General features: G+C 69.2%; 20 protein-coding genes and 4 pseudogenes. 17 read left to right on the top strand and 7 right to left on the bottom strand.

The features are described 5' to 3' along the window. Positions 1-19: 19 nt before the first annotated feature. Positions 20-211, bottom strand: a pseudogene (locus Dfulv_RS09450) (MBL fold metallo-hydrolase); the annotation flags it as partial. 218 nt (positions 212-429) lie between these two features. Here Dfulv_RS09450 and Dfulv_RS09455 point away from each other — a divergent pair. After that, positions 430-1,698, top strand: coding sequence for an ATP-binding protein (locus Dfulv_RS09455; RefSeq protein ID WP_259862293.1), 1,269 nt, complete (start codon positions 430-432; stop codon positions 1,696-1,698). Positions 1,699-1,700: 2 nt separating this feature from the next. Here the strand turns inward: Dfulv_RS09455 and Dfulv_RS09460 are convergent. The 6 genes and pseudogenes from Dfulv_RS09460 to Dfulv_RS09490 all read right to left on the bottom strand — a co-directional run. Then, a pseudogene (locus Dfulv_RS09460) lies at positions 1,701-1,886 on the bottom strand (MBL fold metallo-hydrolase); the annotation flags it as partial. 24 nt (positions 1,887-1,910) lie between these two features. Continuing rightward, a pseudogene (locus tag Dfulv_RS48765) lies at positions 1,911-2,333 on the bottom strand (PIN domain-containing protein). Then, positions 2,330-2,539: a type II toxin-antitoxin system VapB family antitoxin gene (locus Dfulv_RS09475; RefSeq protein ID WP_259862296.1), complete on the bottom strand. Its 210-nt coding sequence runs from the start codon at positions 2,537-2,539 to the stop codon at positions 2,330-2,332. The pseudogene Dfulv_RS48765 and the gene Dfulv_RS09475 overlap by 4 nt, the downstream one beginning before the upstream one ends. A gap of 53 nt (positions 2,540-2,592) precedes the next feature. Then, positions 2,593-3,195, bottom strand: a complete 603-nt coding sequence (locus Dfulv_RS09480; RefSeq protein WP_406567953.1) for an MBL fold metallo-hydrolase — start codon at positions 3,193-3,195, stop codon at positions 2,593-2,595. Continuing rightward, positions 3,186-3,863, bottom strand: coding sequence for a maleylpyruvate isomerase family mycothiol-dependent enzyme (locus Dfulv_RS09485; RefSeq protein WP_259862299.1), 678 nt, complete (start codon positions 3,861-3,863; stop codon positions 3,186-3,188). Before Dfulv_RS09485 ends, Dfulv_RS09480 begins: the two co-directional genes overlap by 10 nt. A 9-nt stretch (positions 3,864-3,872) precedes the next feature. Next, complete coding sequence (locus tag Dfulv_RS09490; RefSeq protein ID WP_259862301.1) at positions 3,873-4,307, bottom strand: hypothetical protein; 435 nt, start codon at positions 4,305-4,307, stop codon at positions 3,873-3,875. A gap of 90 nt (positions 4,308-4,397) precedes the next feature. On the opposite strand from Dfulv_RS09490, the gene rsgA reads away from it, so the two are divergent. The 16 genes and pseudogenes from rsgA (at position 4,398) to Dfulv_RS09570 (ending at position 22,370) form a co-directional block, all read left to right on the top strand. Further along, positions 4,398-5,429 (top strand): ribosome small subunit-dependent GTPase A, encoded by a 1,032-nt coding sequence (rsgA, locus tag Dfulv_RS09495; RefSeq protein ID WP_259862303.1) that lies wholly within the window; start codon positions 4,398-4,400, stop codon positions 5,427-5,429. 120 nt (positions 5,430-5,549) lie between these two features. Then, positions 5,550-8,513 (top strand): annotated as a pseudogene (uvrA, locus tag Dfulv_RS09500) (excinuclease ABC subunit UvrA); the annotation flags it as partial. A 333-nt stretch (positions 8,514-8,846) separates the two neighbouring features. Next, positions 8,847-9,365, top strand: a complete 519-nt coding sequence (locus Dfulv_RS09505; protein ID WP_259862305.1) for a Rieske (2Fe-2S) protein — start codon at positions 8,847-8,849, stop codon at positions 9,363-9,365. A 135-nt stretch (positions 9,366-9,500) separates the two neighbouring features. Next, positions 9,501-9,935, top strand: a complete 435-nt coding sequence (locus Dfulv_RS09510; RefSeq protein WP_259862307.1) for a Rieske (2Fe-2S) protein — start codon at positions 9,501-9,503, stop codon at positions 9,933-9,935. Positions 9,936-10,043: 108 nt separating this feature from the next. Beyond that, positions 10,044-12,041, top strand: coding sequence for an excinuclease ABC subunit UvrC (gene uvrC, locus Dfulv_RS09515; RefSeq protein ID WP_259862309.1), 1,998 nt, complete (start codon positions 10,044-10,046; stop codon positions 12,039-12,041). 10 nt (positions 12,042-12,051) lie between these two features. Beyond that, a complete protein-coding gene (rapZ, locus tag Dfulv_RS09520) occupies positions 12,052-12,951 on the top strand; it encodes an RNase adapter RapZ (protein ID WP_259862310.1) in 900 nt (299 codons plus the stop codon). A 383-nt stretch (positions 12,952-13,334) separates the two neighbouring features. Further along, positions 13,335-14,285, top strand: coding sequence for a gluconeogenesis factor YvcK family protein (locus Dfulv_RS09525; protein WP_259867568.1), 951 nt, complete (start codon positions 13,335-13,337; stop codon positions 14,283-14,285). Continuing rightward, entirely contained in the window at positions 14,276-15,256 is a 981-nt protein-coding gene (gene whiA / locus Dfulv_RS09530; RefSeq protein WP_259862311.1) for a DNA-binding protein WhiA, read from the top strand. The genes Dfulv_RS09525 and whiA overlap by 10 nt, the downstream gene beginning before the upstream one ends. A gap of 248 nt (positions 15,257-15,504) precedes the next feature. Beyond that, positions 15,505-16,509: a type I glyceraldehyde-3-phosphate dehydrogenase gene (gene gap, locus Dfulv_RS09535; protein WP_259862312.1), complete on the top strand. Its 1,005-nt coding sequence runs from the start codon at positions 15,505-15,507 to the stop codon at positions 16,507-16,509. Next, on the top strand, positions 16,506-17,693 hold the full coding sequence (locus tag Dfulv_RS09540; RefSeq protein ID WP_259862313.1) for a phosphoglycerate kinase: 1,188 nt from the start codon (positions 16,506-16,508) through the stop codon (positions 17,691-17,693). The genes gap and Dfulv_RS09540 overlap by 4 nt, the downstream gene beginning before the upstream one ends. A gap of 3 nt (positions 17,694-17,696) precedes the next feature. Beyond that, the gene (gene tpiA, locus Dfulv_RS09545; protein ID WP_259862314.1) at positions 17,697-18,482 is read left to right on the top strand and encodes a triose-phosphate isomerase; all 786 of its coding nucleotides are present in this window, start codon (positions 17,697-17,699) and stop codon (positions 18,480-18,482) included. Between the two features lie 166 nt (positions 18,483-18,648). After that, positions 18,649-20,331: an ABC transporter substrate-binding protein gene (locus Dfulv_RS09550; RefSeq protein WP_259862315.1), complete on the top strand. Its 1,683-nt coding sequence runs from the start codon at positions 18,649-18,651 to the stop codon at positions 20,329-20,331. 49 nt (positions 20,332-20,380) lie between these two features. After that, positions 20,381-20,638, top strand: a complete 258-nt coding sequence (gene secG / locus Dfulv_RS09555; protein WP_190248730.1) for a preprotein translocase subunit SecG — start codon at positions 20,381-20,383, stop codon at positions 20,636-20,638. A 123-nt stretch (positions 20,639-20,761) separates the two neighbouring features. Continuing rightward, the gene (locus Dfulv_RS09560) at positions 20,762-21,100 is read left to right on the top strand and encodes an RNA polymerase-binding protein RbpA (RefSeq protein ID WP_259862316.1); all 339 of its coding nucleotides are present in this window, start codon (positions 20,762-20,764) and stop codon (positions 21,098-21,100) included. 332 nt (positions 21,101-21,432) lie between these two features. Then, complete coding sequence (locus Dfulv_RS09565) at positions 21,433-21,699, top strand: hypothetical protein (protein WP_259862317.1); 267 nt, start codon at positions 21,433-21,435, stop codon at positions 21,697-21,699. 2 nt (positions 21,700-21,701) lie between these two features. Further along, the gene (locus tag Dfulv_RS09570) at positions 21,702-22,370 is read left to right on the top strand and encodes a hypothetical protein (protein ID WP_259862318.1); all 669 of its coding nucleotides are present in this window, start codon (positions 21,702-21,704) and stop codon (positions 22,368-22,370) included. Positions 22,371-22,960: the final 590 nt, after the last annotated feature.

Raw genomic sequence — 22,960 nt, forward strand, 5'->3', positions numbered from 1 at the left:
TCCGGTCAACGGGTCGGGTTCACCAGCCGCGTTCGCGCCACTCCGGCAGCGACGGGCGCTCGGCGCCGATGGTCGAGTTCGCCCCGTGTCCAGGGTAGAAGGTGACCCCATCCGGCAGGACGTCGAAGAGCTTCGTTGTCACGTCGTGGAACAGCGAGTCGAAGTTTCCCTTCGAGCCGAACGTGTTGCCGACCCCGCCCGGGAACAGCGTCGGTGCTGGAAGGCCAACATCCAACGTCCTCGACGGCGACGGGCAACCCGTCAACGAATGGACTGCAGGAGTTCGCCGTTGTCGGTCAAGATCCAGAAGGACCACCCGTTTCGGTTGGGGTTCACCGAGGGGTTGTGTGTGGCGTAGGTACGGATTTTTCTGCGTGCAGATGCGGAAGAAAAGTTGCTCAGACACGGAAGAAATGACAGGGTTCAGGAGTGGATGGCGCGCTGACTGGCATTGCTGACCGCAGGCTGACGCAGGTTCTGGCTGATCGGTTGAGTGAGGAGCCGACGGTCGTGCTGAACGGGCCGCGCACGGTCGGCAAAAGTACCTTGCTGAACGTGCTGGCGCAGCGACTCGGCACGGCGGTCATCGACTGTGACGACCCGGCGACCCGTGGGGCTGTTCGTAACGATCCGGGTCGCTTCGTGGCTGGGCCCGGACCAGTGCTCATTGACGAGTTCCAGCATGTTCCGGAACTTCTCGATGCGATCAAGGCCGAACTCAACCGAGACCTGCGCCCCGGCCGGTTCGTGCTCGCCGGCTCGACCAGATATTCGACGCTGCCGCAGGCTGGTCAATCGTTGACGGGCAGGGTTGACATCATCGATGTGCTGCCCCTCGCTCAGATGGAGATCGATGGCGACCGGGACGAGCCGTTCGTTCATAGGCTGCTCAGTGGCGCATCGCCGGGAAGATCGGCGGAGTCGTCACCAACCAGCCGCGACGAGTACGCACGTCGGGTGACGTCAGGGGGCATGCCCGTCGCGCTGCGGCGTCCGCCTGGCCGGTCACGTTCACGCTGGTTCAGCAACTATCTGGATCTGGTGATCGAGCGCGACGTGATCGAGCTGAGCCGCGTGCGGCAGCGGGAGATGCTTCCTCGCCTGCTGAACCAGCTTGCTGCGCGGTCGGGACAGGTGCTGAACATCGCGGCGACAGCGCAGGCGGTCGGCATGGAGAAGAGCAGCGCGGAGAATTACCTTCGGCTGCTGGAAGCGGTGTTTCTGATCCACCGCCTCCCTGCCTGGGGCACGACATTGGGCTCGCGCGTCGCCCGTCAGCCGAAGGTGCATCTGGTCGACTCCGGTGTCATGGCGTGGCTGCTTGGACTGACGCCAGAGAAGATCGCGAAGTCTGATCCAGCGGTGCTGACCGAGTACGGACACCTGCTCGAGACGTTCGCCGTCGGCGAGGTTCTCAAACAGGTCAGCTGGTGGGACGCGCCGGTGTCCGTCGGGCACTTCCGGACGCCGGCCGCCGATGAAGTAGATCTCGTTCTCGAGCGCGACGATGGAGACGTCATCGCGTTCGAGATCAAGTCCGGAACGCGGGTCCACAACGAGGACCTGCGCGGAATGCGGGCGCTTCGCGCTCGGCTCGGCAACCGCTTGATCGCTGGGCTTGTGCTGTATACGGGCGCCCTGGCCTATACCCACGATGACGGCACGCACGTCGTGCCCATCGATGCGCTCTGGAGGTAGGCTCACCAGCCGCGTTCGCGCCACTCCGGAAGGGAGGGGCGTTCAGCGCCCAACGTCGAGTCCTTCCCGTGGCCAGGGTGGAACTCCGTCTCGTCCGGGAACCGGTCGAAGAGCTTCGCCGACACGTCGTTGATCAGCGACTCGAAGTTCGCCTTGTCACCCCACGTGTTGCCGACGCCGTCGGGGAATGCGCACGCGACCGGAACAGTGGGTCAGGTGATCGAGCCCGGGGCGGCGACCCATACGGCCGGTTGGCCAGTCACCTTGACGATCTCGTCGAAGTCGTGGTCGTAGTGCACCAGGGTCAGGCTGGTCAGTTCGGCCGTGGCGGCGAGGAGCAGGTCGACCGCGCCGGCTGAGCGGTGTGCCACGGGCCGTCATGGTGGCCTGGACCTCGGTTGCGCGGCTGAAGACTCGGTCCGGCATCGCGACCCACGCGAACGTGGCGTTGAACAGCTCCGTCACTCTTCGCGGTCGGCCTTCGATCGGGCGCTGTACAGCAGTTCCAGCTCCGTGATCGGGCAGATACCTATGACGCCGGCGGTGATCTGTGATTGCCGTCGGGCGCGGACGTCGCGGTCGCGCAACAGGCGCACCACCGCGCTGGTGTCGACCAGGAACCGAGCCGGCGTCATGCGCGGTACGTCGACTTGTCCAGCAGTTCATCGAAGGCTCCGGCCTCGCCGAGTTCGGCGAGGCGCGCGAGTGCCCTGGCCCGACGCAGCTGCTGCGCGGTCGAGCGCAGCGCGGTGTTGACGGTGTCCTTCTTGGTCTTGGTGCCGAGGAGCTCGGACGCCTCGGCGAGCGCTTCGTCGTCGATGTCGATGAGAACCTTGGTCATGACACATCACCTCGTATATACCGCTTAGGGCTCCAGTACATAGGACCGCCGTCCTACCAGCCTCGGGCGCGCCACTCCGGGATGGACGGGCGCTCGGTGCCGAGCGTCGAGTCCTTGCCGTGGCCGGGGTAGATCACCGTCGAGTCCGGCAGCGGGCCGAAGACCTTCTCCTCCAGGTCGTCCATCAAGGAGTTGAAGTCGGTCGGGTTTGTTGTCCGCCCAGGACCCCCGGGGAACAGGGAGTCGCCGGTGAAGAGGTGGCCGCCGTCCGGCTCGTAGTACAGCGCGATCGAGCCCGGCGTGTGCCCCACCAGGTGGATCACCGACAGTCGGCACGAACCCACCGACACCACGTCGCCCTCGGCCAGCGTGTCCGTGACCACCGGGATCTCCGGGGCGTCGGCGGCGTGGGCCAGCGACGCGGCGCCCGTGGCCGACACCACCTCGGACAGCGCCTGCCAGTGATCGGCGTGCCGGTGCGTGGTGACCACCGCCGAGATGCCCTCCGGGCCGATCAGCGACAGCAGCCGCGACGGCTCGTTCGCGGCGTCGATGAGCACGCCCTCGCCGGTCGATCGGCAGCGCAGCAGGTACGCATTGTTGTCCATCGGCCCGACCGAGAGCTTCGTGATCGAGAGGTCCGACGTCATTTCCATGCCTCCAGGGACGGGAGTTCGCCGCTCAGCCCGGCACCGTCGCTGCGGCCGGTGAGCCACGCCGCGAGCAGGTTCACCGGACCGGTCACGACCGGTGCGCCCTCGACGACCAGCAGGTGGGTGCCTGTCTCGTCGACCAGGGACGCCGGGCGCGGGGTGGCCGGGTCGTGCAGGAGCCGCTGCGCGAAGGCGAGCGGCCAGTCGGGTGGACCGTATCCGGCGTCGAGATCCACGTGGTGCAGCTCAACCTCGCAGATCCGCGACCAGACCAGTCGCGCGGCCGGGAGCTCCGTGCCCGACGGGAGGGCGACCGTCGCCGACCAGGCCTCGGCCGGCAGGTCGTCGATCGCGGACCGCAGCCGTCCGGCGGCGGTGGAGAGGTCGTCGAGCTGCTCCTGCGGCGGCCGTCCGGCGCCCGCCGCGATGTCCGCGTCACGTGCCTCGGCGGTGGCGTATGCGGGGGTCCGGACGCCGGTCCGCGCCCAGGTGAGCAGGTTGACGTACGCGTCGGCGTTGCGGGCCAGGTGCGTCACCACGTGGCCGCGCGTCCAGCCGGGGCAGAGCGACGGGCCGCTGAGGCCGTTGCCGTCGAGGGTTCGCACGGTGGCGAGGAGTCGGTCGGTGGCGCGATCCAGTTCCGCGCTCAGGACAAGCGGGTCAGCCGTCACCGACCCAGACTATCTTTGCCGGACCCCCACCGCTGGCGGCAAGGCACCGACGGCCCAGTGCAGCTCGTCCTCCCAGTCCGCCACGCTCAGGTCGACGGTCTCGAACGAGAGCCGGGCGCCGATCGGCTTGCCGAGGTAGCCCGCGAAGAGATCGTGGACGGCGATGAGCCGCTGGCCGACCGCGGCGGCCGCCGGGTCCGGGCCCGCGGCGCGGCGGACCTCCAGCCTTCCGTACACGCCCATGTCGGCGTCGGTACCGCGGTCCTCCACGATCACGTCGAGGATCTCGTCCTCAGCACCCACGTGGAAGCCGTACGAAATGTCGCCGAACGTCAGCCAGAACCGCATCAGCGAGTCGTCCTGTCCCGGCGAGACGTGCCACTGGACGTCGGCCCGGTCGAGGCGGCGGCCGACGGCGCTGGCCAGCACATGGGAGGGGAGCACGCACCCGACCATAGTCGCGATATTCGGTTTCGCGGCGGGGACGCGCTGCCTACCGTGGATTTCCGAACGCCCGTACGGACAAGGAAGCAGATGACCATCGACCTGTCGGCCCTCGGCTGGGACGACGCCTTCGCCGCGGCCTACGCGCAACACGACCTGCCCGGTCAGCGACCGGCGCGGGTGAGTCGCGTGGACCGGGGGATCTGCACGGCGCTGGCGGCCGACGGTCCGGTGCGGGCGAGCCTGGCGGGTGGCCTGCTGGCCCGCGCCGCCCGGGACGCGGCGGCCCTGCCGTGCGCGGGGGACTGGCTGGTCGTGCGCAACTGGCCCGACGGCCGGCTGACGGCGGAGGCGGTCCTGCCCCGGCGCACCGCGATCGTCCGCGCGGTGGCCGGCGAGGAGTCGTTCGGCCAGATGCTCGCCGCCAACGTCGACGCCGTGGCCGTGGTCGAACCGGTTGATCCGTCGCCCGACCTGGGCCGTATCGAGCGCCTGCTGGCCCTCGCCTGGGAGTCGGGTGCCAAACCATTGCTCGTACTGACCAAGGCCGACCTCGCCGCCGATCCGCTCGCGCTGGCGGAGCAGATGCCGGGGCGGGAGTCCGGGGTGGAGGTCCACGCCGTGAGCGCCCGCACCGGGATGGGCGTCGACGCCCTGCGACCGCTCGTCGCGCCCGGCCGCACGCTGGGTCTGCTCGGCCAGTCCGGCGCCGGGAAGTCGAGCCTGGTCAACGCCCTTGCCGGCGCGCCGGTGATGCACACCCAGACGCTGCGCGCCGACGGTCGAGGACGGCATACGACCACATATCGGGCACTGATTCCCATGCCGGGCGGCGGTGCGGTGCTCGACACGCCCGGCATCCGTCTCGTCGGCATGTTCGACACGGCCAGCGGGCTCGACCGGGCATTCGCCGATGTGACCGAGCTCGCGGCGCTCTGCCGGTTCCAGGACTGCAACCACGCGGGCGAGCCGGGCTGCGCGGTCCGGGAGGCGGTCGAGGACGGCACATTGAGCCCGCGACGCTTCGCCCATTGGCAGAAACTGCAGAAAGAGCAGATGCTTGCATCGGTACGGCGAATGAAGCGCGAAAGCCGCGAACGTCGCCGGCCGGCCCGGCCCTAGGTGTGACGCCCGGCGAGAGTCCCTCGTTCGGGCGCGGAAAAATGTCATACCCCCTGGCTAGAGTTGTCGGCTGGCACCGTGACGGTGTTCGAACCGGACAAATCACTGCCAAGGGGAAGCATGTCCGACCGCTTGATCATCCGTGGCGCACGCGAGCACAACCTTCGCGACGTCAGTCTTGACCTGCCGCGCGACGCGATGATCGTGTTCACCGGTCTGTCCGGCTCCGGCAAGTCGAGCCTGGCGTTCGACACGATCTTCGCGGAGGGGCAGCGGCGTTACGTCGAGTCGCTGTCCTCCTATGCGCGACAGTTCCTCGGCCAGATGGACAAGCCCGACGTCGACTTCATCGAGGGCCTGTCCCCGGCGGTCTCCATCGACCAGAAGTCGACCTCGCGCAACCCGCGCTCGACGGTCGGCACCATCACCGAGGTCTACGACTATCTCCGTCTGCTCTACGCGCGCGTCGGCGAGCCGCACTGCCCGATCTGCGGTGAGGCGATCACCAAGCAGACCCCGCAGCAGATCGTCGACCGGGTCCTCGCCATGGACGAGGGCACCCGGTTCCAGGTGCTCGCACCGGTCGTCCGCGGGCGCAAGGGGGAATACGTCGACCTGTTCAGCGAGCTGCAGTCCAAGGGCTACGCGCGCGCCCGGATCGACGGCGTCGTCCACCCGCTGACCGACCCGCCGAAGCTCAAGAAGCAGGAGAAGCACACGATCGAGGTGGTCGTCGACCGGCTCGCCGTGAAGTCCAGCGCCAAGCAGCGGCTCACCGACTCCGTCGAGACCGCCCTCAAGCTCGCCGCCGGCATCGTCATCCTGGAGTTCGTCGACCTGCCCGAGGACGACGAGCACCGCGAGCGGCTGTTCTCCGAGCACCTGGCCTGCCCCAACGAGCACCCGCTGTCGATCGAGGACCTCGAGCCGCGCTCGTTCTCCTTCAACGCGCCCTATGGCGCCTGCCCCGACTGCACCGGCATCGGCACCAAGAAAGAGGTCGACCCGGAGCTGATCGTCCCCGACCCGGAGCGCACGCTGCGTGAGGGAGCGATCGCGCCGTGGGCATCGGGCCACACGCTCGACTACTTCCTCCGCCTGCTCGAGGCGCTCGGCGACGACGAGGGCTTCAACCTCGACACCCCGTGGCGCGCGATCTCCTCCCGCGGGCAGAAGGCGATCCTCCACGGCTCCGAGGATCAGGTCCACGTCCGGTACCGCAACAAGTACGGCCGCGAGCGCTCCTACTACACCGGCTTCGAAGGCGTGGTGCAGTGGATCGAGCGGCGGCACGCCGACACGGAGAGCGACTGGTCCCGGGACAAGTACGAGGGCTACATGCGCGACGTGCCGTGCGCCACGTGCGGCGGCAGCCGGCTCAAGCCGGAGATCCTCGCGGTCACGATCGCCGGGCACAGCATCGCCGACATCTGCGCCCTGTCCGTCGGCGACTGCGCCGAACTGCTCGGCGCGATGACCCTCACCGACCGGCAGAAGATGATCGCCGAGCGGGTGCTCAAGGAGATCAACGCCCGGCTGCGCTTCCTCGTCGACGTCGGCCTCGACTACCTCTCGCTCGACCGCGCCGCCGGCACCCTGTCCGGTGGTGAGGCGCAGCGCATCCGCCTCGCCACGCAGATCGGCTCCGGCCTGGTCGGCGTGCTCTATGTCCTCGACGAGCCGAGCATCGGCCTGCACCAGCGGGACAACCACCGGCTGATCGAGACGCTGACCAGGCTCAAGCGCCTGGGCAACACGCTGATCGTCGTCGAGCACGACGAGGACACCATCCGCACCGCGGACTGGATCGTCGACATCGGGCCGGGCGCGGGCGAGCACGGCGGCCGGGTCGTGCACAGCGGGCCGTACGAGGAGCTTGTGAAGGCCGAGGAGTCGGTCACCGGCGCCTACCTCGCGGGCCGCAAGAGCATCCCGACCCCGCAGATCCGCCGGCCCCGCACGCCCGGCCGCGAGCTGGTCGTCATCGGCGCCCGCGAGCACAACCTGCGCAACCTGACCGTGTCCTTCCCGCTCGGCCAGTTCGTGGCGGTCACCGGCGTGTCCGGCTCCGGCAAGTCGACGCTGGTCAACGACATCCTTCATGCGGTGCTGGCGAACACCGTCAACGGCGCGCGTCTCGTCCCCGGCCGGCACACCCGGATCTCCGGGCTCGACAACGTCGACAAGGTCGTCGGCGTCGACCAGTCGCCCATCGGGCGCACGCCGCGGTCCAACCCGGCCACCTACACGGGTGTGTTCGACAACATCCGCAAGCTGTTCGCGGAGACGACCGAGGCGAAGGTCCGCGGCTACGGTCCGGGCAGGTTCTCCTTCAACGTCAAGGGCGGCCGCTGCGAGGCGTGCGCCGGCGACGGCACGATCAAGATCGAGATGAACTTCCTGCCCGACGTCTACGTGCCGTGCGAGGTCTGCAAGGGCGCGCGGTACAACCGGGAGACGCTCGAGGTGCACTACAAGGGCCGGACGATCGCCGAGATCCTCGACATGCCGATCGAGGAGGCCGCGTCGTTCTTCGAGGCGATCCCGGCGATCTACCGTCACCTGAAGACCCTCAACGACGTCGGCCTCGGTTATGTCCGGCTCGGCCAGCCGGCCCCGACGCTCTCCGGCGGCGAGGCCCAGCGCGTGAAGCTCGCGTCGGAGCTGCAGAAGCGCTCGACGGGCCGGACGGTCTACGTGCTCGACGAGCCGACGACCGGCCTGCACTTCGAGGACATCCGCAAGCTGCTGCTGGTCCTGCAGAGCCTCGTCGACAAGGGCAACACGGTGATCGTCATCGAGCACAACCTCGACGTGATCAAGGCCGCCGACTGGGTCATCGACATGGGCCCGGAGGGCGGCCACAAGGGCGGCACGGTCGTCGCCGCCGGCACGCCGGAAGAGGTGGCCGAGCTGGAGGAGAGCCACACGGGCAAGTTCCTGCGCCCGGTCCTCGGCCTGGCGGGCCCGGCGACCGGCGCCGACACGTCCGCCCGCGACCGAGCCACCAAGGCCAACGGCGCGGCCAAGACCAACGGTGGAGCCCGGACCAACGGCGCGGCCAAGACCGCCACGTCCACGCGCGCCAACGGCAACGGCGACAGCGCGGCCGCCGCACCTCCGAAGAAGGCGGCCGGCACCCGCGCCAAGCCCGACCCCGACGCGGCGCCGAAGGCGACGTCGAGGTCCACGGCCACCAAGTCGACCACCAAGCAGACGGCTGCCACCAAGCAGACGGCCCGCAAGGCCCCGGCGAAGAAGGCGACGACAAAGGGCTGACCACCACGGCCGCTCCGAGCTTGACCCTGGTGGGTTTCCGTGGTCAGGGCAACGCCAAACCACCAGGGTCAAGCCGGTTGCCGGCGCACGGGCGCTGCTACCGTGGCCGCTGGCGAGGCTGACCTCTGGAGGAAACACGTGCCGGTCGAGGACGTCTTCAACCCTTGCGCCGCTCGGCGGGCGCTCCTGCTCGGCGCCGGGGTGCTCGGCGTCACCGTGCTCGCCGGGTGCGGCGGCGACGATCCTGCCCCGCCCGCCGCGAACGGTGCTGCGAGCGGTGCGCCGTCAGCAGCCGGTACCACCGCCGCGGCGAATCCCTTCGACAACACCGGCGCCGCCACCGAGCCGGGTGAGGCTGCCCCGCCTGCCGGGGCGCTCGTGGCGGTGAAGGAGGTGCCGGTCGGCGGCGGCCTCATCGTCAAGGACACCCTGCTCGTCGTGCAGCCGAAGCAGGGCACGATCAAGGCGTTCCGGGCATCCTGCCCGCACCAGGGCGTCCTCGTCGAGCCGCCCAGCGCCGGGAACCCGATCATCATGTGCCCTGGGCACAACTCGCAGTTCAAGGCCGCCGACGGCAGTCTCGTGCGGGGGCCGGCCACGCGTGGGCTCAGCGCTGTGCCGGTGAAGGTCCAGGCGGGATACGTGGTCGAGATCTGATGTCCGCCACGGCGGGTGACGAAAGGTCACGCGCGGATAACGGATTCCCAGACTTTGTTGAGCATTGAACCGTACCCTCCATGGTCGACGTGTTTCCTGGCGTAGCCAGCGGGCCAACGATCATTGGAGGAGCCTATGAGTGACACGACCCGCCGTGCGGTGCTCGCCGGAGCGGCCGGCGTCACGGCCGCGACGGTCCTCGCTGCGTGTGGAGACGATGCCAGCGACACCGGCTCGACCGGGAACGCCGGGAATGGCGCCACCGGTGGTGCCGCGGCCGGAGGCCCCCTGGCGAGCAAGGCCGACATCCCCGTCGGGGGAGGGAAGATCTTCACGGACGGCGGTGGCGTGGTCGTCACCCAGCCGACCTCCGGCCAGTTCAAGGCCTTCAGTTCGATCTGCACGCATCAACAGTGCGTGGTGTCGGAAGTGACGGACGGCACCATCCACTGCAAGTGCCACGGCAGCACGTTCTCCGCGGCCGACGGCTCGGTGACCAACGGCCCGGCGACCAAGGGCCTGCCCGAGAAGCAGTTGAAGATCGACGGCGACACCATCGCGCTGGCCTGAGCGCGCCCGGGAGGGCCTGACGGGAAGGCGTCGAGGGGTCGGCCGAGAGGGGCGGCCGGCCCCGGCCCGGTGCGGATTTTCGTCGTACCCCCCGGATAGGCTCGAAACGTGCCTGACCCGTCCACCTACCGCCCCGCGCCGGGGACCATTCCCGACACCCCTGGGGTCTACCGTTTCTACGATCTGTCCGGCCGGGTCATCTATGTGGGCAAGGCGAAGAGCCTGCGGCAGCGGCTCAGCTCCTATTTCGCCGACGTGTGGACGCTGCACTCGCGCACGCAGCAGATGGTCACCACCGCGTCCCGGGTCGACTGGGTCACCGTCGGCACCGAGGTCGAGGCGCTCCAGCTCGAGTTCAACTGGATCAAGGCCTACGACCCGCGGTTCAACGTCCGCTACCGCGACGACAAGAGTTATCCCTATCTGGCGGTGACGCTCGACGAGGCGTATCCGCGGCTGCAGGTGATGCGCGGGGCGAAGCGCAAGGGCGTGCGCTACTTCGGTCCCTATGCGCACGCGTGGGCCATCCGCGAGACGCTGGACCTGCTGCTGCGCGTGTTCCCGGCGCGCACCTGCTCGTCAGGGGTGTTCAAGCGGGCCGGTCAGATCGGCCGCCCCTGCCTGCTTGGCTACATCGGCAAGTGTTCCGCGCCGTGCGTCGACCGCGTCAGCGAGGCCGAGCACCGGCAGATCGTCGAGGACTTCTGCGACTTCATGGCCGGCAAGACCGACACCATGGTCAAGAAGTTGGAGCGGGAGATGTATGCCGCCTCCGACGAGCTCGACTTCGAGCGTGCCGCCCGGATCCGCGACGACCTGGGCGCGCTGCGCCGGGCCGTGGAGAAGCAGGCCGTGGTGCTCGGCGACGGCACCGACGCCGACGTGGTGGCGTTCGCCGACGATCCGCTCGAGGCGGCGGTGCAGGTGTTCCACGTGCGCGGCGGGCGGGTCCGCGGCCAGCGCGGCTGGATCGTGGAGAAGACCGAGGACCTGTCCGCGGGCGACCTGGTGCACCACTTCTGCAGCCAGATCTACGGCAGCGAGGCCGGTGCCGAGGCCGCCGACCTGCCGAAGGAACTGCTGGTCCCGGAGTTGCCCGCCGACGTCGACGCGCTCGCCGACTGGCTGTCCAAGCTGCGTGGCAGCCGGGTCACGATCCGCGTCCCGCAGCGCGGAGACAAGAAGGCCCTTGCCGAGACGGTCGCGCGCAACGCCCAGCAGGCGTTGCAGCAGCACAAGCTGCGCCGGGCCGGCGATCTGAGCACCCGCAGTAAGGCGCTGGAGGAGGTCGCGGAGGCGCTCGGCATGCAGACCGCGCCGCTGCGCATCGAGTGTTACGACGTCTCCCAGATCCAGGGCACCGACGTCGTCGCCAGCATGGTCGTGTTCGAGGACGGTCTGGCTCGCAAGAGTGAATACCGGCGGTTCGCGATCAACGGCGCGACCGACGACGTGTCGGCGATCTCCGAGGTGCTGCGCCGGCGGTTCGCGCGGTATCTCGACTCGAAGGTCGAGCTCGACGAGCTGTCCGGCGACGAGGACGTGTCCCGGCCGGGCATCGACCCGACCACCGGCCGGCCGCGCAAGTTCGCCTACCCGCCGCAGTTGGTCGTCGTCGACGGCGGCCAGCCGCAGGTCAACGCCGCCGCGCAGGTGCTGCTCGACCTGGGCGTCGACGACATCGTGATCTGCGGACTCGCCAAGCGGCTCGAAGAGGTGTGGCTGCCCGACGACGACTTCCCGGTGATCCTTCCGCGCGCCTCCGAGGGGTTGTATCTCCTGCAGCGCGTCCGCGACGAGGCACACCGCTTCGCGATCACGTATCACCGGCAGAAGCGGTCGAAGCGCATGACCGCGTCCACGTTGGACGGCGTTCCGGGACTCGGTGAGATCCGCCGCAAGGCGCTGCTGCGCCACTTCGGTTCACTCAAAAGGCTGAAGGCGGCGAGCGTCGAGGAGATCGCGGAGGTCCACGGCATCGGCCGCCGGACCGCCGAGACGATCCTCAGGACGCTGAACGGCGAGGCCGAGCCGCTGGAGCCGGGCATGAAGGGCGAAGCTGCGCAAACCGACCGAGCGGCCGGGCCCGCGGGCGGCACGACATAAACTCGTGCACGTGGTGAGCGAAGAGGGTGAGCCGATCGCGCCCGACCGGACGACGACCGACCTGGTCATCGTGACGGGCGTGTCCGGTGGTGGGCGCAGCACGGTGGCCCGCGCCTTGGAGAACGTCGGGTATTACGTCGTCGACAACCTGCCGCAGGCGCTGCTGCTCGACATGGCCGAGCTGGCCTATGCGGCGCGGGGCGCCGCCCGGCGCACCGCGATGGTCCTCGACGTGCGCAGCCATGCGTTCTCGACCGACCTGCCGGGTGCCGTCAAGTCGCTGCGTGAGCGGGGCTTCAACCCGCGGATGGTCTTCGTCGACGCCGATGACGAGGTGCTGATCCGCCGGTTCGAGAGCGTGCGCCGCTCCCACCCGCTGCAGGGCGCCGGCCGCCTCTCCGACGGCATCGCCGCCGAGCGCAAGCTCCTGCAGGAGGCGCGCGAGCAGGCCGACGTGCTCATCGACACGAGCCATCTCAACGTCAACCAGCTGCGCGGCCGCATCGAGGAGATGTTCGGCGAGGAGGACACCACCCAGATCCGGGTCACCGTGCTCTCGTTCGGGTTCAAGTACGGGTTGCCCCCCGATGCCGACTTTGTCCTGGACGCGAGGTTCCTTCCGAATCCGTACTGGGTGCCCGAGCTGCGTGAGCACACCGGCAAGGAGACGGAGGTCAGTCGATACGTGCTGGGCCAGCGTGGTGCGGTGACCTTCGTCGAGACCTATGCGCGGCTGATCAACGCCACCGCGCCGGGCTTCGAGCGCGAGGGCAAGCGATACCTCACCATCGCCGTCGGCTGCACCGGCGGCAAGCACCGCAGCGTCGCGATCGCCGAGGAGCTGGCCCGCCGGCTGCGCGAGATGCGGCTCGCGGCGTCGCCCCAGCACCGCGACCTGGGGCGCGAATGACCGACGAGGCACCGGCAGCACCGAAGGCCCAGACCCCGCCACCACCGCCGGTGACGGGCGAGCCCGTCACCATGCCCGCCGCAGCCGCGGCACCGCCGTCCGCGGCACCGCCAGGACCTGCCGGACCGGGCACGACCGCGGCGGCGCGCGGATCACGCACCGCCGGACCGGGGCCGACCGCCACCACGGCGGCCGGCGGATCGCGCACCGCCGGGACGGGCGTGGCCGTGATCACGCAGCCCAGCGACTTGCGCACCGCCGCCGGGCCGGACGGGATGGCCTCGCCGATCGCCGCGGAACGGCTGGGCAATGCCGCCGAGCTGGGCGTCGAGGCGTCCGCCGCCTCGAGCAGGTCGCTCATCGGGCGGGCCGACGGCGCTCCCGTGCGGGTCGTCGCCTTCGGGGGCGGGCACGGGCTCTCCGTGACTCTCCGCGCCCTTCGCGGCATCCAGCAGGAACGGTCTCTCGACATCACCGCGGTCGTCACCGTGGCCGACGACGGCGGCTCCAGCGGCCGCCTCCGGGCCACCCGCGACATCCTGCCCCCGGGCGACCTGCGCCAGGCCCTCGCCGCGCTCGCCGACGAGACCGCCATGGCCGAGCTGTTCCAGCACCGGTTCGCCGGCGTCGACGACATCGCCGGGCATCCGGTCGGCAATCTTGTCCTCTGCGCGCTGATGGAACTGGCCCAGGACCCGGTCTCCGCCCTCGACCGGGCCGCCGCCATGCTGCGCTGCCACGGGCGGGTCCTGCCGATGTCACGCCAGTCGCTGCACATCGAGGCCGACCTGTCGGAGGGCGGCGAGGTCGTCACCGTGCGTGGCCAGCACGAGGTTGCGATCTCCACCAAGACCATCGACAGGGTCCGGCTCACTCCCGCCGCGCCCGAGGCCTGCGCCGAGGCGGTGCGCGCCACGCTGCGGGCCGACTGGCTGCTGTTCGGCCCCGGCTCCTGGTTCACCAGCGTGATCCCGCACCTGCTCGTGCCGGCGTTGGCCGACGCGATCCGGGAGAGCGCCGCAAAACGCCTGGTCACGCTCAACCTGGCGGCCGACAGCGAGACCGCCGGGCTCACGCTTCCAGAACACCTGGCCGCGTTGCGTCGTTACCTACCCGGGTTACAGGTCGATGTAGTTCTTGCTGACGGGAAAGCCGTAGGCGACCCCGAACCGGTCCATCGTGCGGCAGAATCGCTTGGTGCACGTCTGGTGCTGGCGCCGGTGGCCGTCGTGGATGGATCTCCACAGCACGATCCGCAGGCGCTCGCGGCAGCTCTGGAGCCGCTGATCCGTAAGGAACTCGAAAACCGCGAGGTGACGACAGAATGGCGATGACCGCTGCGGTCAAGGACGAGCTCAGCCGGGTGGACGTGGCGAAGCCCTGCTGTCGGCGCGCCGAGATGGCCGCGCTGCTCAGGTTCGCCGGCGGACTGCACATCGTCTCGGGCCGGGTGGTCGTCGAGGCCGAGCTCGACACCAACGCCGCGGCCCGCCGGCTCAGGCGGGAAGTGTCAGAGGTCTACGGGTACCAGAGCGAGATCCATGTCCTCGCGTCCGGCGGCCTGCGCAAGGCCAGCCACTTCATCGTCCGCGTGGTCAAGGACGGCGAGGCCCTCGCCCGGCAGACCGGCCTCCTCGACGTCCGGGGCCGCCCGGTCCGGGGGCTCCCGCCGCACGTCGTGTCCGCCAACATGTGCTGCGCCGTCGCCGCCTGGCGCGGTGCCTTCCTCGCTCACGGCTCCCTGACCGAGCCCGGCCGCAGCTGCGCCCTGGAGATCACCTGCCCCGGGCCGGAGGCCGCGCTCGCGCTGGTCGGCGCCGCCCGCCGCATCGGGATCACCGCCAAGGCCCGCGAGGTCCGCGGCGTCGACCGGGTCGTGGTCAAGGACGGCGACGCGATCGCCGCGCTGCTCACCCGCATCGGCGCCCACCAGAGCGTCCTCACCTGGGAGGAGCGCCGCGTCCGCCGCGAGGTCCGGGCCACCGCCAACCGGCTGGCCAACTTCGACGACGCCAACCTGCGCCGCTCCGCCCGCGCGGCGGTCGCCGCCGCCGCCCGGGTGGCCAGGGCCATGGAGATCCTCGCCGACACCGCCCCCGATCACCTCTCCAGCGCCGGCACGCTGCGGCTGGAGCACCGGCAGGCGTCGCTGGAGGAGTTGGGCGCGCTCGCCGACCCGCCGCTGACCAAGGACGCGATCGCCGGTCGGATCCGCCGTCTGCTCGCACTCGCCGACAAGCGGGCCCGCGACCTCGGCATCCCGGACACCGAGTCGGCGGTCACCCCCGAAATGCTCGTAGGCTGAAACGTGGCCTCCGACACCCCGCTGGGATCGTGACCAGTCCGAGACGATAGGGTTTGAGAGTTCGGCGATGGGGCCGACTCGGGTCGCTCCTCGCTGTTCGATCGCCGCCGCGACACGCGGCCGGGCTCCGGCGTCACAGGCAGGGTCCGGACCGGCGGGACCAGGGTGGGCGAACCAATAACACTCATCTGGCGCCCGGCATCGGCAAAGGAATGCCGGGGCGCGACAAGGCGAGGAGATGTGTCGAAGTGACCATCCGGGTTGGCATCAACGGCTTCGGCCGGATCGGCCGCAACTTCTTCCGTGCGGCCCTGGCCAAGGGCGCTGACATCGAGGTCGTCGGTGTGAACGACCTCACCGACAACGCCACGCTGGCACACCTGTTGAAGTACGACAGCATCCTCGGCCGCCTGCCTTACGAGGTGAAGGCGACCTCCGACGAGATCACCCTCAACGGCAAGACGTTCAAGGCGCTGGCCGAGCGCGACCCGTCGAAGCTGCCGTGGGGCGACCTCGGCGCTGACGTCGTGATCGAGTCGACCGGCATCTTCACCGACGCCGAGAAGGCCAAGGTTCACGTCGAGTCGGGTGCGAAGAAGGTCATCATCTCGGCGCCGGCCAAGAACGAGGACATCACCATCGTTCTGGGTGTCAACGAGGACAAGTACGACGCGGCGAAGCACACCGTCATCTCGAACGCGTCCTGCACCACCAACTGCCTCGCGCCGATGGCCAAGGTCATCAACGACACCTTCGGCATCGAGCAGGGTCTGATGACCACGATTCACGCGTACACCCAGGACCAGAACCTCCAGGACGGCCCGCACAAGGACCTGCGTCGTGCCCGCGCCGCGGCCCTCAACGTCGTGCCGACCTCGACCGGTGCCGCCAAGGCCATCGGCCTGGTCCTGCCGGAGCTCAAGGGCAAGCTCGACGGCTTCGCGATGCGCGTGCCGATCCCGACCGGCTCGGCCACCGACCTGACGGTCAACCTGGCCCGCGAGGCCACCGCCGACGAGATCAACGCCGCGATCAAGGCCGCCGCGGACGGGCCGCTCAAGGGCATCCTCACCTACACCGAGGACCCGATCGTCTCGACCGACATCGTGACCGACCCCGCGTCGTGCATCTTCGACGCGGGCCTGACCAAGGTCATCGGCAAGCAGGCCAAGGTCGTCGGGTGGTACGACAACGAGTGGGGCTACTCGAACCGCCTCGTTGACCTCGTCACCCTGGTCGGCACCGGCCTGTGAAGACGCTCGACGACCTCCTGAGCGAGGGCGTCGCGGGTCGGCGCGTGCTCCTGCGCGCCGACCTCAACGTCCCGCTCGACGGAGACAAGATCACCGACGACGGGCGCATCCGGGCGGTCCTACCGACGCTCAACGCGCTGCGTGAGGGCGGTGCCCGGGTCACCGTGGTGTCGCACCTGGGCCGCCCGAAGGGTGCGCCCGACCCGAAGTACAGCCTGCGGCCGGTCGCCGGGCGCCTCTCGGAGCTGCTGGGGGCTCCGGTCGCATTCGCCACCGATACGGTCGGTGAGTCGGCGGGGGCGACCGTCGCCGGGCTCGGCGACGGTGACGTCGCCCTGCTGGAGAACCTGCGTTTCAACAAGGGTGAGACCAGCAAGGACGAGGCCGAGCGCGCCGCGTTCGCCGCGCAGCTCGCGGAGTTCGCCGACGTCTACGTCGACGACGCCTTCGGCGCCGTGCACCGTAAGCACGCCAGCGTCTACGACGTGGCCGGTCTGCGCCCGCACTACACCGGCTGGCTCGTGCAGCGCGAGCTCGAGGTGCTCTCGAAGCTGACCGGCGACCCGGATCGGTCCTATGTCGTCGTGCTCGGCGGCTCCAAGGTCTCCGACAAGCTGGCCGTCATCGAGGCCCTGCTGCCGAAGGTCGACAAGCTGCTCATCGGCGGCGGCATGTGCTTCACGTTCCTCAAGGCCCAGGGCTACGAGGTCGGCAAGAGCCTCCTGCAGGACGAGATGATCGACACCTGCAAGGGTCTGCTGGAGCAGGCAGGCGACAAGATCGTCCTTCCGGTCGACGTTGTCACCGCGCCCGAGTTCAGCGCCGAGGCGCCCACCGAAACGGTTGAAATCGGGCAAATCGGAGCCGGGAGCATGGGACTCGACATCGGTCCCGAGTCTGTTGTGCTCTTCACCCGGGTCCTGGAGCCGGCGAAGACCGTCTTCTGGAACGGGCCGATGGGCGTGTTCGAGCTGGCGCCCTTCGCCGCGGGCACCCGTGGCGTCGCCGAGGCGATCACCAAGGTCGACGGCTTCACCGTCGTCGGCGGCGGCGACTCGGCGGCGGCGGTCCGCGCGCTCGGCATCCCCGAGGACGGCTTCAGTCACATCTCCACGGGTGGCGGTGCCTCCCTGGAGTTCCTCGAGGGCAAGCAGCTGCCCGGCATTCTGGCGCTGGAGGCCTGAGTCATGACCACTCCGGAGACCGGTCGCCGTCCGCTCATGGCCGGCAACTGGAAGATGAACCTCAACCACCTCGAGGCGATCTCGCTGGTCCAGAAGCTGGCCTTCAGCCTCACGGAGCAGCAGCTCAACGACGTCGAGGTGGTCGTTCTCCCGCCGTTCGTCGACATCCGCAGCGTCCAGACGCTGGTGGACGGCGACAAGCTGCTCATCGGCTACGGTGCGCAGGACCTGTCGCCCCACCCGTCAGGGGCGTATACGGGTGACATCTCGGGCGGCATGCTGGCCAAGCTCGGCTGCCAGTACGTCGCGGTCGGCCACTCGGAGCGCCGCCAGTACCACCGCGAGGACGACGCCCTCGTCAACGCCAAGGTGAAGGCCGCGCTCGCCAACGGCATCGCGCCGATCCTGTGTGTCGGTGAGGGGCTCGAGGTGCGCGAGGCCGGCGAGCACGTGGGCTACACGCTCGCGCAGCTCGACGCCGGCCTGGAGAAGATCAAGACCGACGAGGTCGAGAAGATCGTCATCGCGTACGAGCCGGTCTGGGCGATCGGCACCGGCAAGGTGGCGACCCCGCAGGACGCGCAGGAGGTCATCGGCGCGATCCGCACGCGGCTGGCCGAGAAGTACACCGGCGGCACCGCCGACCGGATCCGCATCCTCTACGGCGGCTCGGTCAAGCACGACAACGTCGCGGCGATCATCGAACAGCCCGACATCGACGGCGCGCTCGTCGGTGGCGCCAGCATCGACGCCGAGGGTTTCGTGCGGATTTGCCGCCTGGGCAAGTAGGCACACATCACTGAACGTCGCGCGGTCCGCACGGGCCGCGCGACGTTTGTTGTGCTGGCCACCCCGCGTTCCGCCCGACCTGAACGCCGCCTAAAGTGACGTGGTCCCGCCACGAGCGGGTGACGTTAGGACGAGCATGTTGTTCTCCACGCGCCGTCGTGCCGCCGTGGGGGTTCTCGCGAGTCTGGGGCTGCTGGCGACCGCCGGGTGCAGCGACGCGGACGCGACGGACCAGCCACAACCACCGAAGACCGGCGGCACCCTGCACGTCATCGTGAGTGCCAAGCCGGCCCATCTCGACCCTCAGCGCATCGCCACCGCGACCGACGCGAACGTCAGCCGCCTCCTCAGCCGCACGCTCACCACGTTCAAGTCCGAGCCGGGCGCGGCCGCCAGCGAGATCGTCGGCGATCTCGCGACCGACGCCGGCCGGCCGAGCGAGGGCAACAAGGTCTGGGACTTCCAGCTCAAGGAAGACCTCCGCTGGGAGGACGGCACGCCGATCACGTGCGAGGACGTGAAGTACGGCGTCGAGCGCAGCTTCTCCAGCATCTTCTCCGTCGCCCAGCCGTATGCGAAGACCTACCTGGCCGGCACCGAGAACTACGCGGGACCGTTCGTCGGCGGCAACAACGAAGGCAAGGGCCTGGCCTCCGTCCAGTGCGTCGACAAGCGGAACATCAAGTTCAGGCTGTCCCAGCCGGTCGGCGACTTCGGCTACACCGTCGCCATGTCGGTGTTCGCGCCCGTGCCGGTCAAGCAGGACACGAAAAACGACTACGACCGCAAGCCGTTCTCCAACGGCCCGTACAAGCTCCAGGAGAACACGGATCAGCAGTTGGTCTTCGTGCGCAACCAGTACTGGGACCGCAAGACCGACAGCGTCCGCAAGGCGTACCCGGAAAAGATCGTGATCGAGGCCAACGCCGACCTGCCGACCGTCACCTCGAACCTGATCCAGAGCGAGGGCGAGTTCGCCGACTCGATCGACCTGGACAAGAACGTCGCACCCAACTTCGTGCAGCAGGTCGTCAACGACCCGGCGCTGTCGGCGCGGGCGGTCCAGGGCAGCTACGGCGGCATCCGGTACCTGGCGATCAACTCCAAGCGGATCCCCGACCTCGACTGCCGGCGCGCCCTGGTCTACGCGTTCGACAAGCGCAAGTTCCGCGCGGCGGCCGGCGGCTCGGTCTTCGGCGACTACGCCAACACGATGATCGCCCCGCAGCTCAAGGCCCACAAGGACTTCGACCTGTACGACAGCGCCAACAACGTCGAGGGCAAGCCCGACGTGGCCATCAAGCTGATGGAGGAGCAGCGCAACAGCGGCAAGCCGTGCGCGACCACCCTGACGCTGTCGATCCCGGAGCAGAAGGACATCCGGCGCCTCGCCACCACGATGGTCGAGACCTACCAGCAGATCGGCATCCAGCTGAAGGTCAACGGCATCGACCCGGAGACCTACTTCGACGTCATCGGCAACCCGGCCAACCAGAACGACCTGCTGTGGGCGGGCTGGATCCCGGACTGGGCCAACGGCTCCGCGGTCATTGCGCCGCTGTTCGACGGCCGGCTCATCCCGGCCAAGACCAATGCCACCAACAACCAGAACTACTCGTTGCTCAACGACCCCGAGATCAACGACGCGATCACCGCGGCGCTGGAGGAGTCGGTGCCCGAGCGGCAGTACCGGCTGTGGGGCGAATTGGACGAGAAGATCCAGCAGCAGGCCGTGACCATCCCGATCATTTACATGAAGGCGCTGCGCATGGCGGGCACCAACGTGCGGGGCGGATTTATCCACCCGCAGTTCGGCCAGCCCGACCTGTGCGCGCTCGGTCTCGCCTAGTAAGCTGGCTCAGCCTGAGAATTCCGCCCATCGAGAGGACGACCGCGCCATGACGGCGTTCGCCTACACCCTCATCGTGTTGCTGATCATCACGAGCGTTCTGCTCACCATGCTCGTGCTCCTGCACCGCGGCAAGGGCGGCGGCCTGTCGAGCATGTTCGGCGGCGGCGTCTCCTCCAGCCTCGCCGGCTCGTCCGTCGCGGAGAAGAACCTGGACCGATACACCATTCTGGTCGGTATCGTCTGGTTCGCTTGCATTGTTGGCCTTGGGCTCTGGCTGAAAATCGTTGAGAACGGTGGTGCCTGAGCACCCGCAGGAGTTCTAGACTCATGCGCGCGGTTCCGTTCCGGGGCCGCGCGCAGGTGTTTTCGCCCACACTCCTGCACTCCGCACGACGTCGCACCCTCCGACGAACAGGAGCGAGCAGCCGTGGCAACTGGCAACGCCATCCGCGGAACCCGAGTCGGCTCCGGCCCCATGCGCTGGACCGAGCGCGGTGAACAAGCCCCCCGCCGCAGCGTCACCTATTGGTGCGCCAACGGCCACGAGACGACCCCGGCCTTCGCCGCCGAGATCACACCCCCCACGACCTGGGACTGCCCGCGCTGCGGCCTCCCAGCGGGCCAGGACGAGCAGGCCCCTCCGGAGCGCCCGCGCGCGGAGCCTTACAAGACCCACCTGGCCTATGTGAAGGAGCGCCGCACCGACGCCGACGGCGAGGCCATCCTCCAGGAGGCCCTGGCCCGTCTTCGCCAGCGGCGAAACTAGGGCTGGGTATTTTTTCCTTTGAGGGCTCGGGTCCGTGCAACGCACGACCGTCGCTCCCGCCAGACACCGGTCGGGCCTTGACGGCCCTCCCTGCCATCGCCGTCGTCCCAAGAGCCGGTCGGCAGGCTGCCCAGCACCGCGACGTTGCCTAGTGCTCATCCCCTGCAACGGATCATGACACGTTCGTGGTGCGGGTGATGCCGACGTCAAGCCGAACCGCGGCCCGGCGCAGGCGGCTTGCTCGTCGGGTGCGGTCGTAGCCGGCGCGGGCCCGGCGGCAGGAGCGGCCGTGGACTCGCCAGCCGCCGCTGTCGCGCTCTTTGGATGTCGACGTGGACGAGCTCGCCGGGCTGGTCGTGCTCGTAGCGGTGGACTTCCAGCTGCCGTTGTCGCGCTCTTTGGGTGTCGATGTGGACGAGCTCGCCGGGCTGGTCGTGCTCGTAGCGGTGGACTTCCAGCTGCCGTTGTCGTGCTCTTTGGGTGTCGATGTGGACGAGTTCGCCCGGGCTGGTAGTGCTCGTAGCGGTGGACTTCCAGCTGCCGTTGTCGCGCTTTTTGGTGTCGACGTGGACGAGTCCGCCGGGCCGGTCGCCTCGTAGCGGTGGACTTCCAGCCGTCGCTGGCGCGCTCTTTGGATGTCGACGTGGACGAGCTCGCCGGGCCGGTCGCGCTCGTAACGGCAGACCGGCCGGCGCATGGATCGGCCGGTCGAGCCCGGCCGGGCCGGTGCAGTTGGTGGACGGGCGAGAACGGCAGCCCGACCGGCGAGGCTCAAGCTCGCGCTCGGTCCGCAGCCGGCCTCGACCTCCGGCCGCGCCCGACGGCGGCCGAGTTCGCGTTCGGCGTCGACCTCAGGCGCGGCCGGTGGCGCTCGGCGGTGGTCGAGTTTGTGGTCGGCGTTGACTTCGGGTGTGTCCAGCGGCGGCCGGGGTTGTGTTCGGTCCGTGGCTGGCGTCGACCTCAGGCGCGGCCGGTGGCGCTCGGCGGTGGCCAAGGTCGTGGTCGGCCTCGAGCTCAGGCGGGTTCTGTGCGGCAGCCGACAGGCTTCGCTGGGACGATCCGGCAGCCCAGCATCGTCTTCAGCCTGCCGGCGGGCCAGCTTCATGATCACGGAGGTTTCGTGCTGCCCGGACGGCAAGGAACTTCCAAGATCGTGGAACCCGTCACCGGCAGGCGCCACCGGTCCGGTGTAGTGACCCACGGCGCGCAGTCGGTTCGCGCTCGCATTCCCAGTGCCAAGGACATTTCCGACATCACGGTGCATCGATAGCGATAAATTCATACCGGTTTTCATGATCCCGAAGACTTGTGGTACTCCTGGCGACACAAAGTCTTCGGGATCATGAAAACCGGCACCCAACGCATTGACTTCGACTGATGTAGTCCTGCATCTCCTTGTGATGGCGCCCCATGGTCGAGCGAGCGGTCATCGTCGACTCGGCTGTTTGCGGAAATGTGCCCGAGAGGGCAGGTCGGCGCCCGCCGTCCACGGTGTCGACCGCGGACAACCTCCAGCCAACCTCGACCAGCCGGGGCGCTGACCCCACCGGCTCCGCCTCCAGCCGATCAACCTCAGCGTTCGAACTTCGGCTCAACTCCAGCTCGACCCGGCCTGTGCTCGACCCGGCCTGTGCTCGACCCGGCCTGTGCTCGACCCGGCCTGTGCTCGACCCGGCCTGTGCTCGACCCGGCCTGTGCTCGACCCGGCCTGTGCTCGACCCGGCCTGTGCTCGACCCGGCCTGCGCACAACCCGGCTCGTGGAAAACCCGGCTTGTGCCGACCTGCTGATGCCCGATCCGCGCTTGCCCGATCCGCGCTTGCCCGGCATGCGCTTGCCCGGCATGCGCTCGGCTCGCCGT

The sequence above is a fragment of the Dactylosporangium fulvum genome (assembly GCF_025137375.1).
Lineage (GTDB): Bacteria > Actinomycetota > Actinomycetes > Mycobacteriales > Micromonosporaceae > Dactylosporangium > Dactylosporangium fulvum.

Bases quoted from the DNA above. Each gene is read 5' to 3' on its own strand.
- rsgA (WP_259862303.1), top strand. From the start codon at position 4,398: ATGACCATCGACCTGTCGGCCCTCGGCTGGGACGACGCCTTCGCCGCG.
- Dfulv_RS09475 (WP_259862296.1), bottom strand. From the start codon at position 2,539: ATGACCAAGGTTCTCATCGACATCGACGACGAAGCGCTCGCCGAGGCG.
- Dfulv_RS09510 (WP_259862307.1), top strand. From the start codon at position 9,501: ATGAGTGACACGACCCGCCGTGCGGTGCTCGCCGGAGCGGCCGGCGTC.
- Dfulv_RS09480 (WP_406567953.1), bottom strand. From the start codon at position 3,195: ATGGAAATGACGTCGGACCTCTCGATCACGAAGCTCTCGGTCGGGCCG.
- whiA (WP_259862311.1), top strand. From the start codon at position 14,276: ATGGCGATGACCGCTGCGGTCAAGGACGAGCTCAGCCGGGTGGACGTG.
- tpiA (WP_259862314.1), top strand. From the start codon at position 17,697: ATGACCACTCCGGAGACCGGTCGCCGTCCGCTCATGGCCGGCAACTGG.
- secG (WP_190248730.1), top strand. From the start codon at position 20,381: ATGACGGCGTTCGCCTACACCCTCATCGTGTTGCTGATCATCACGAGC.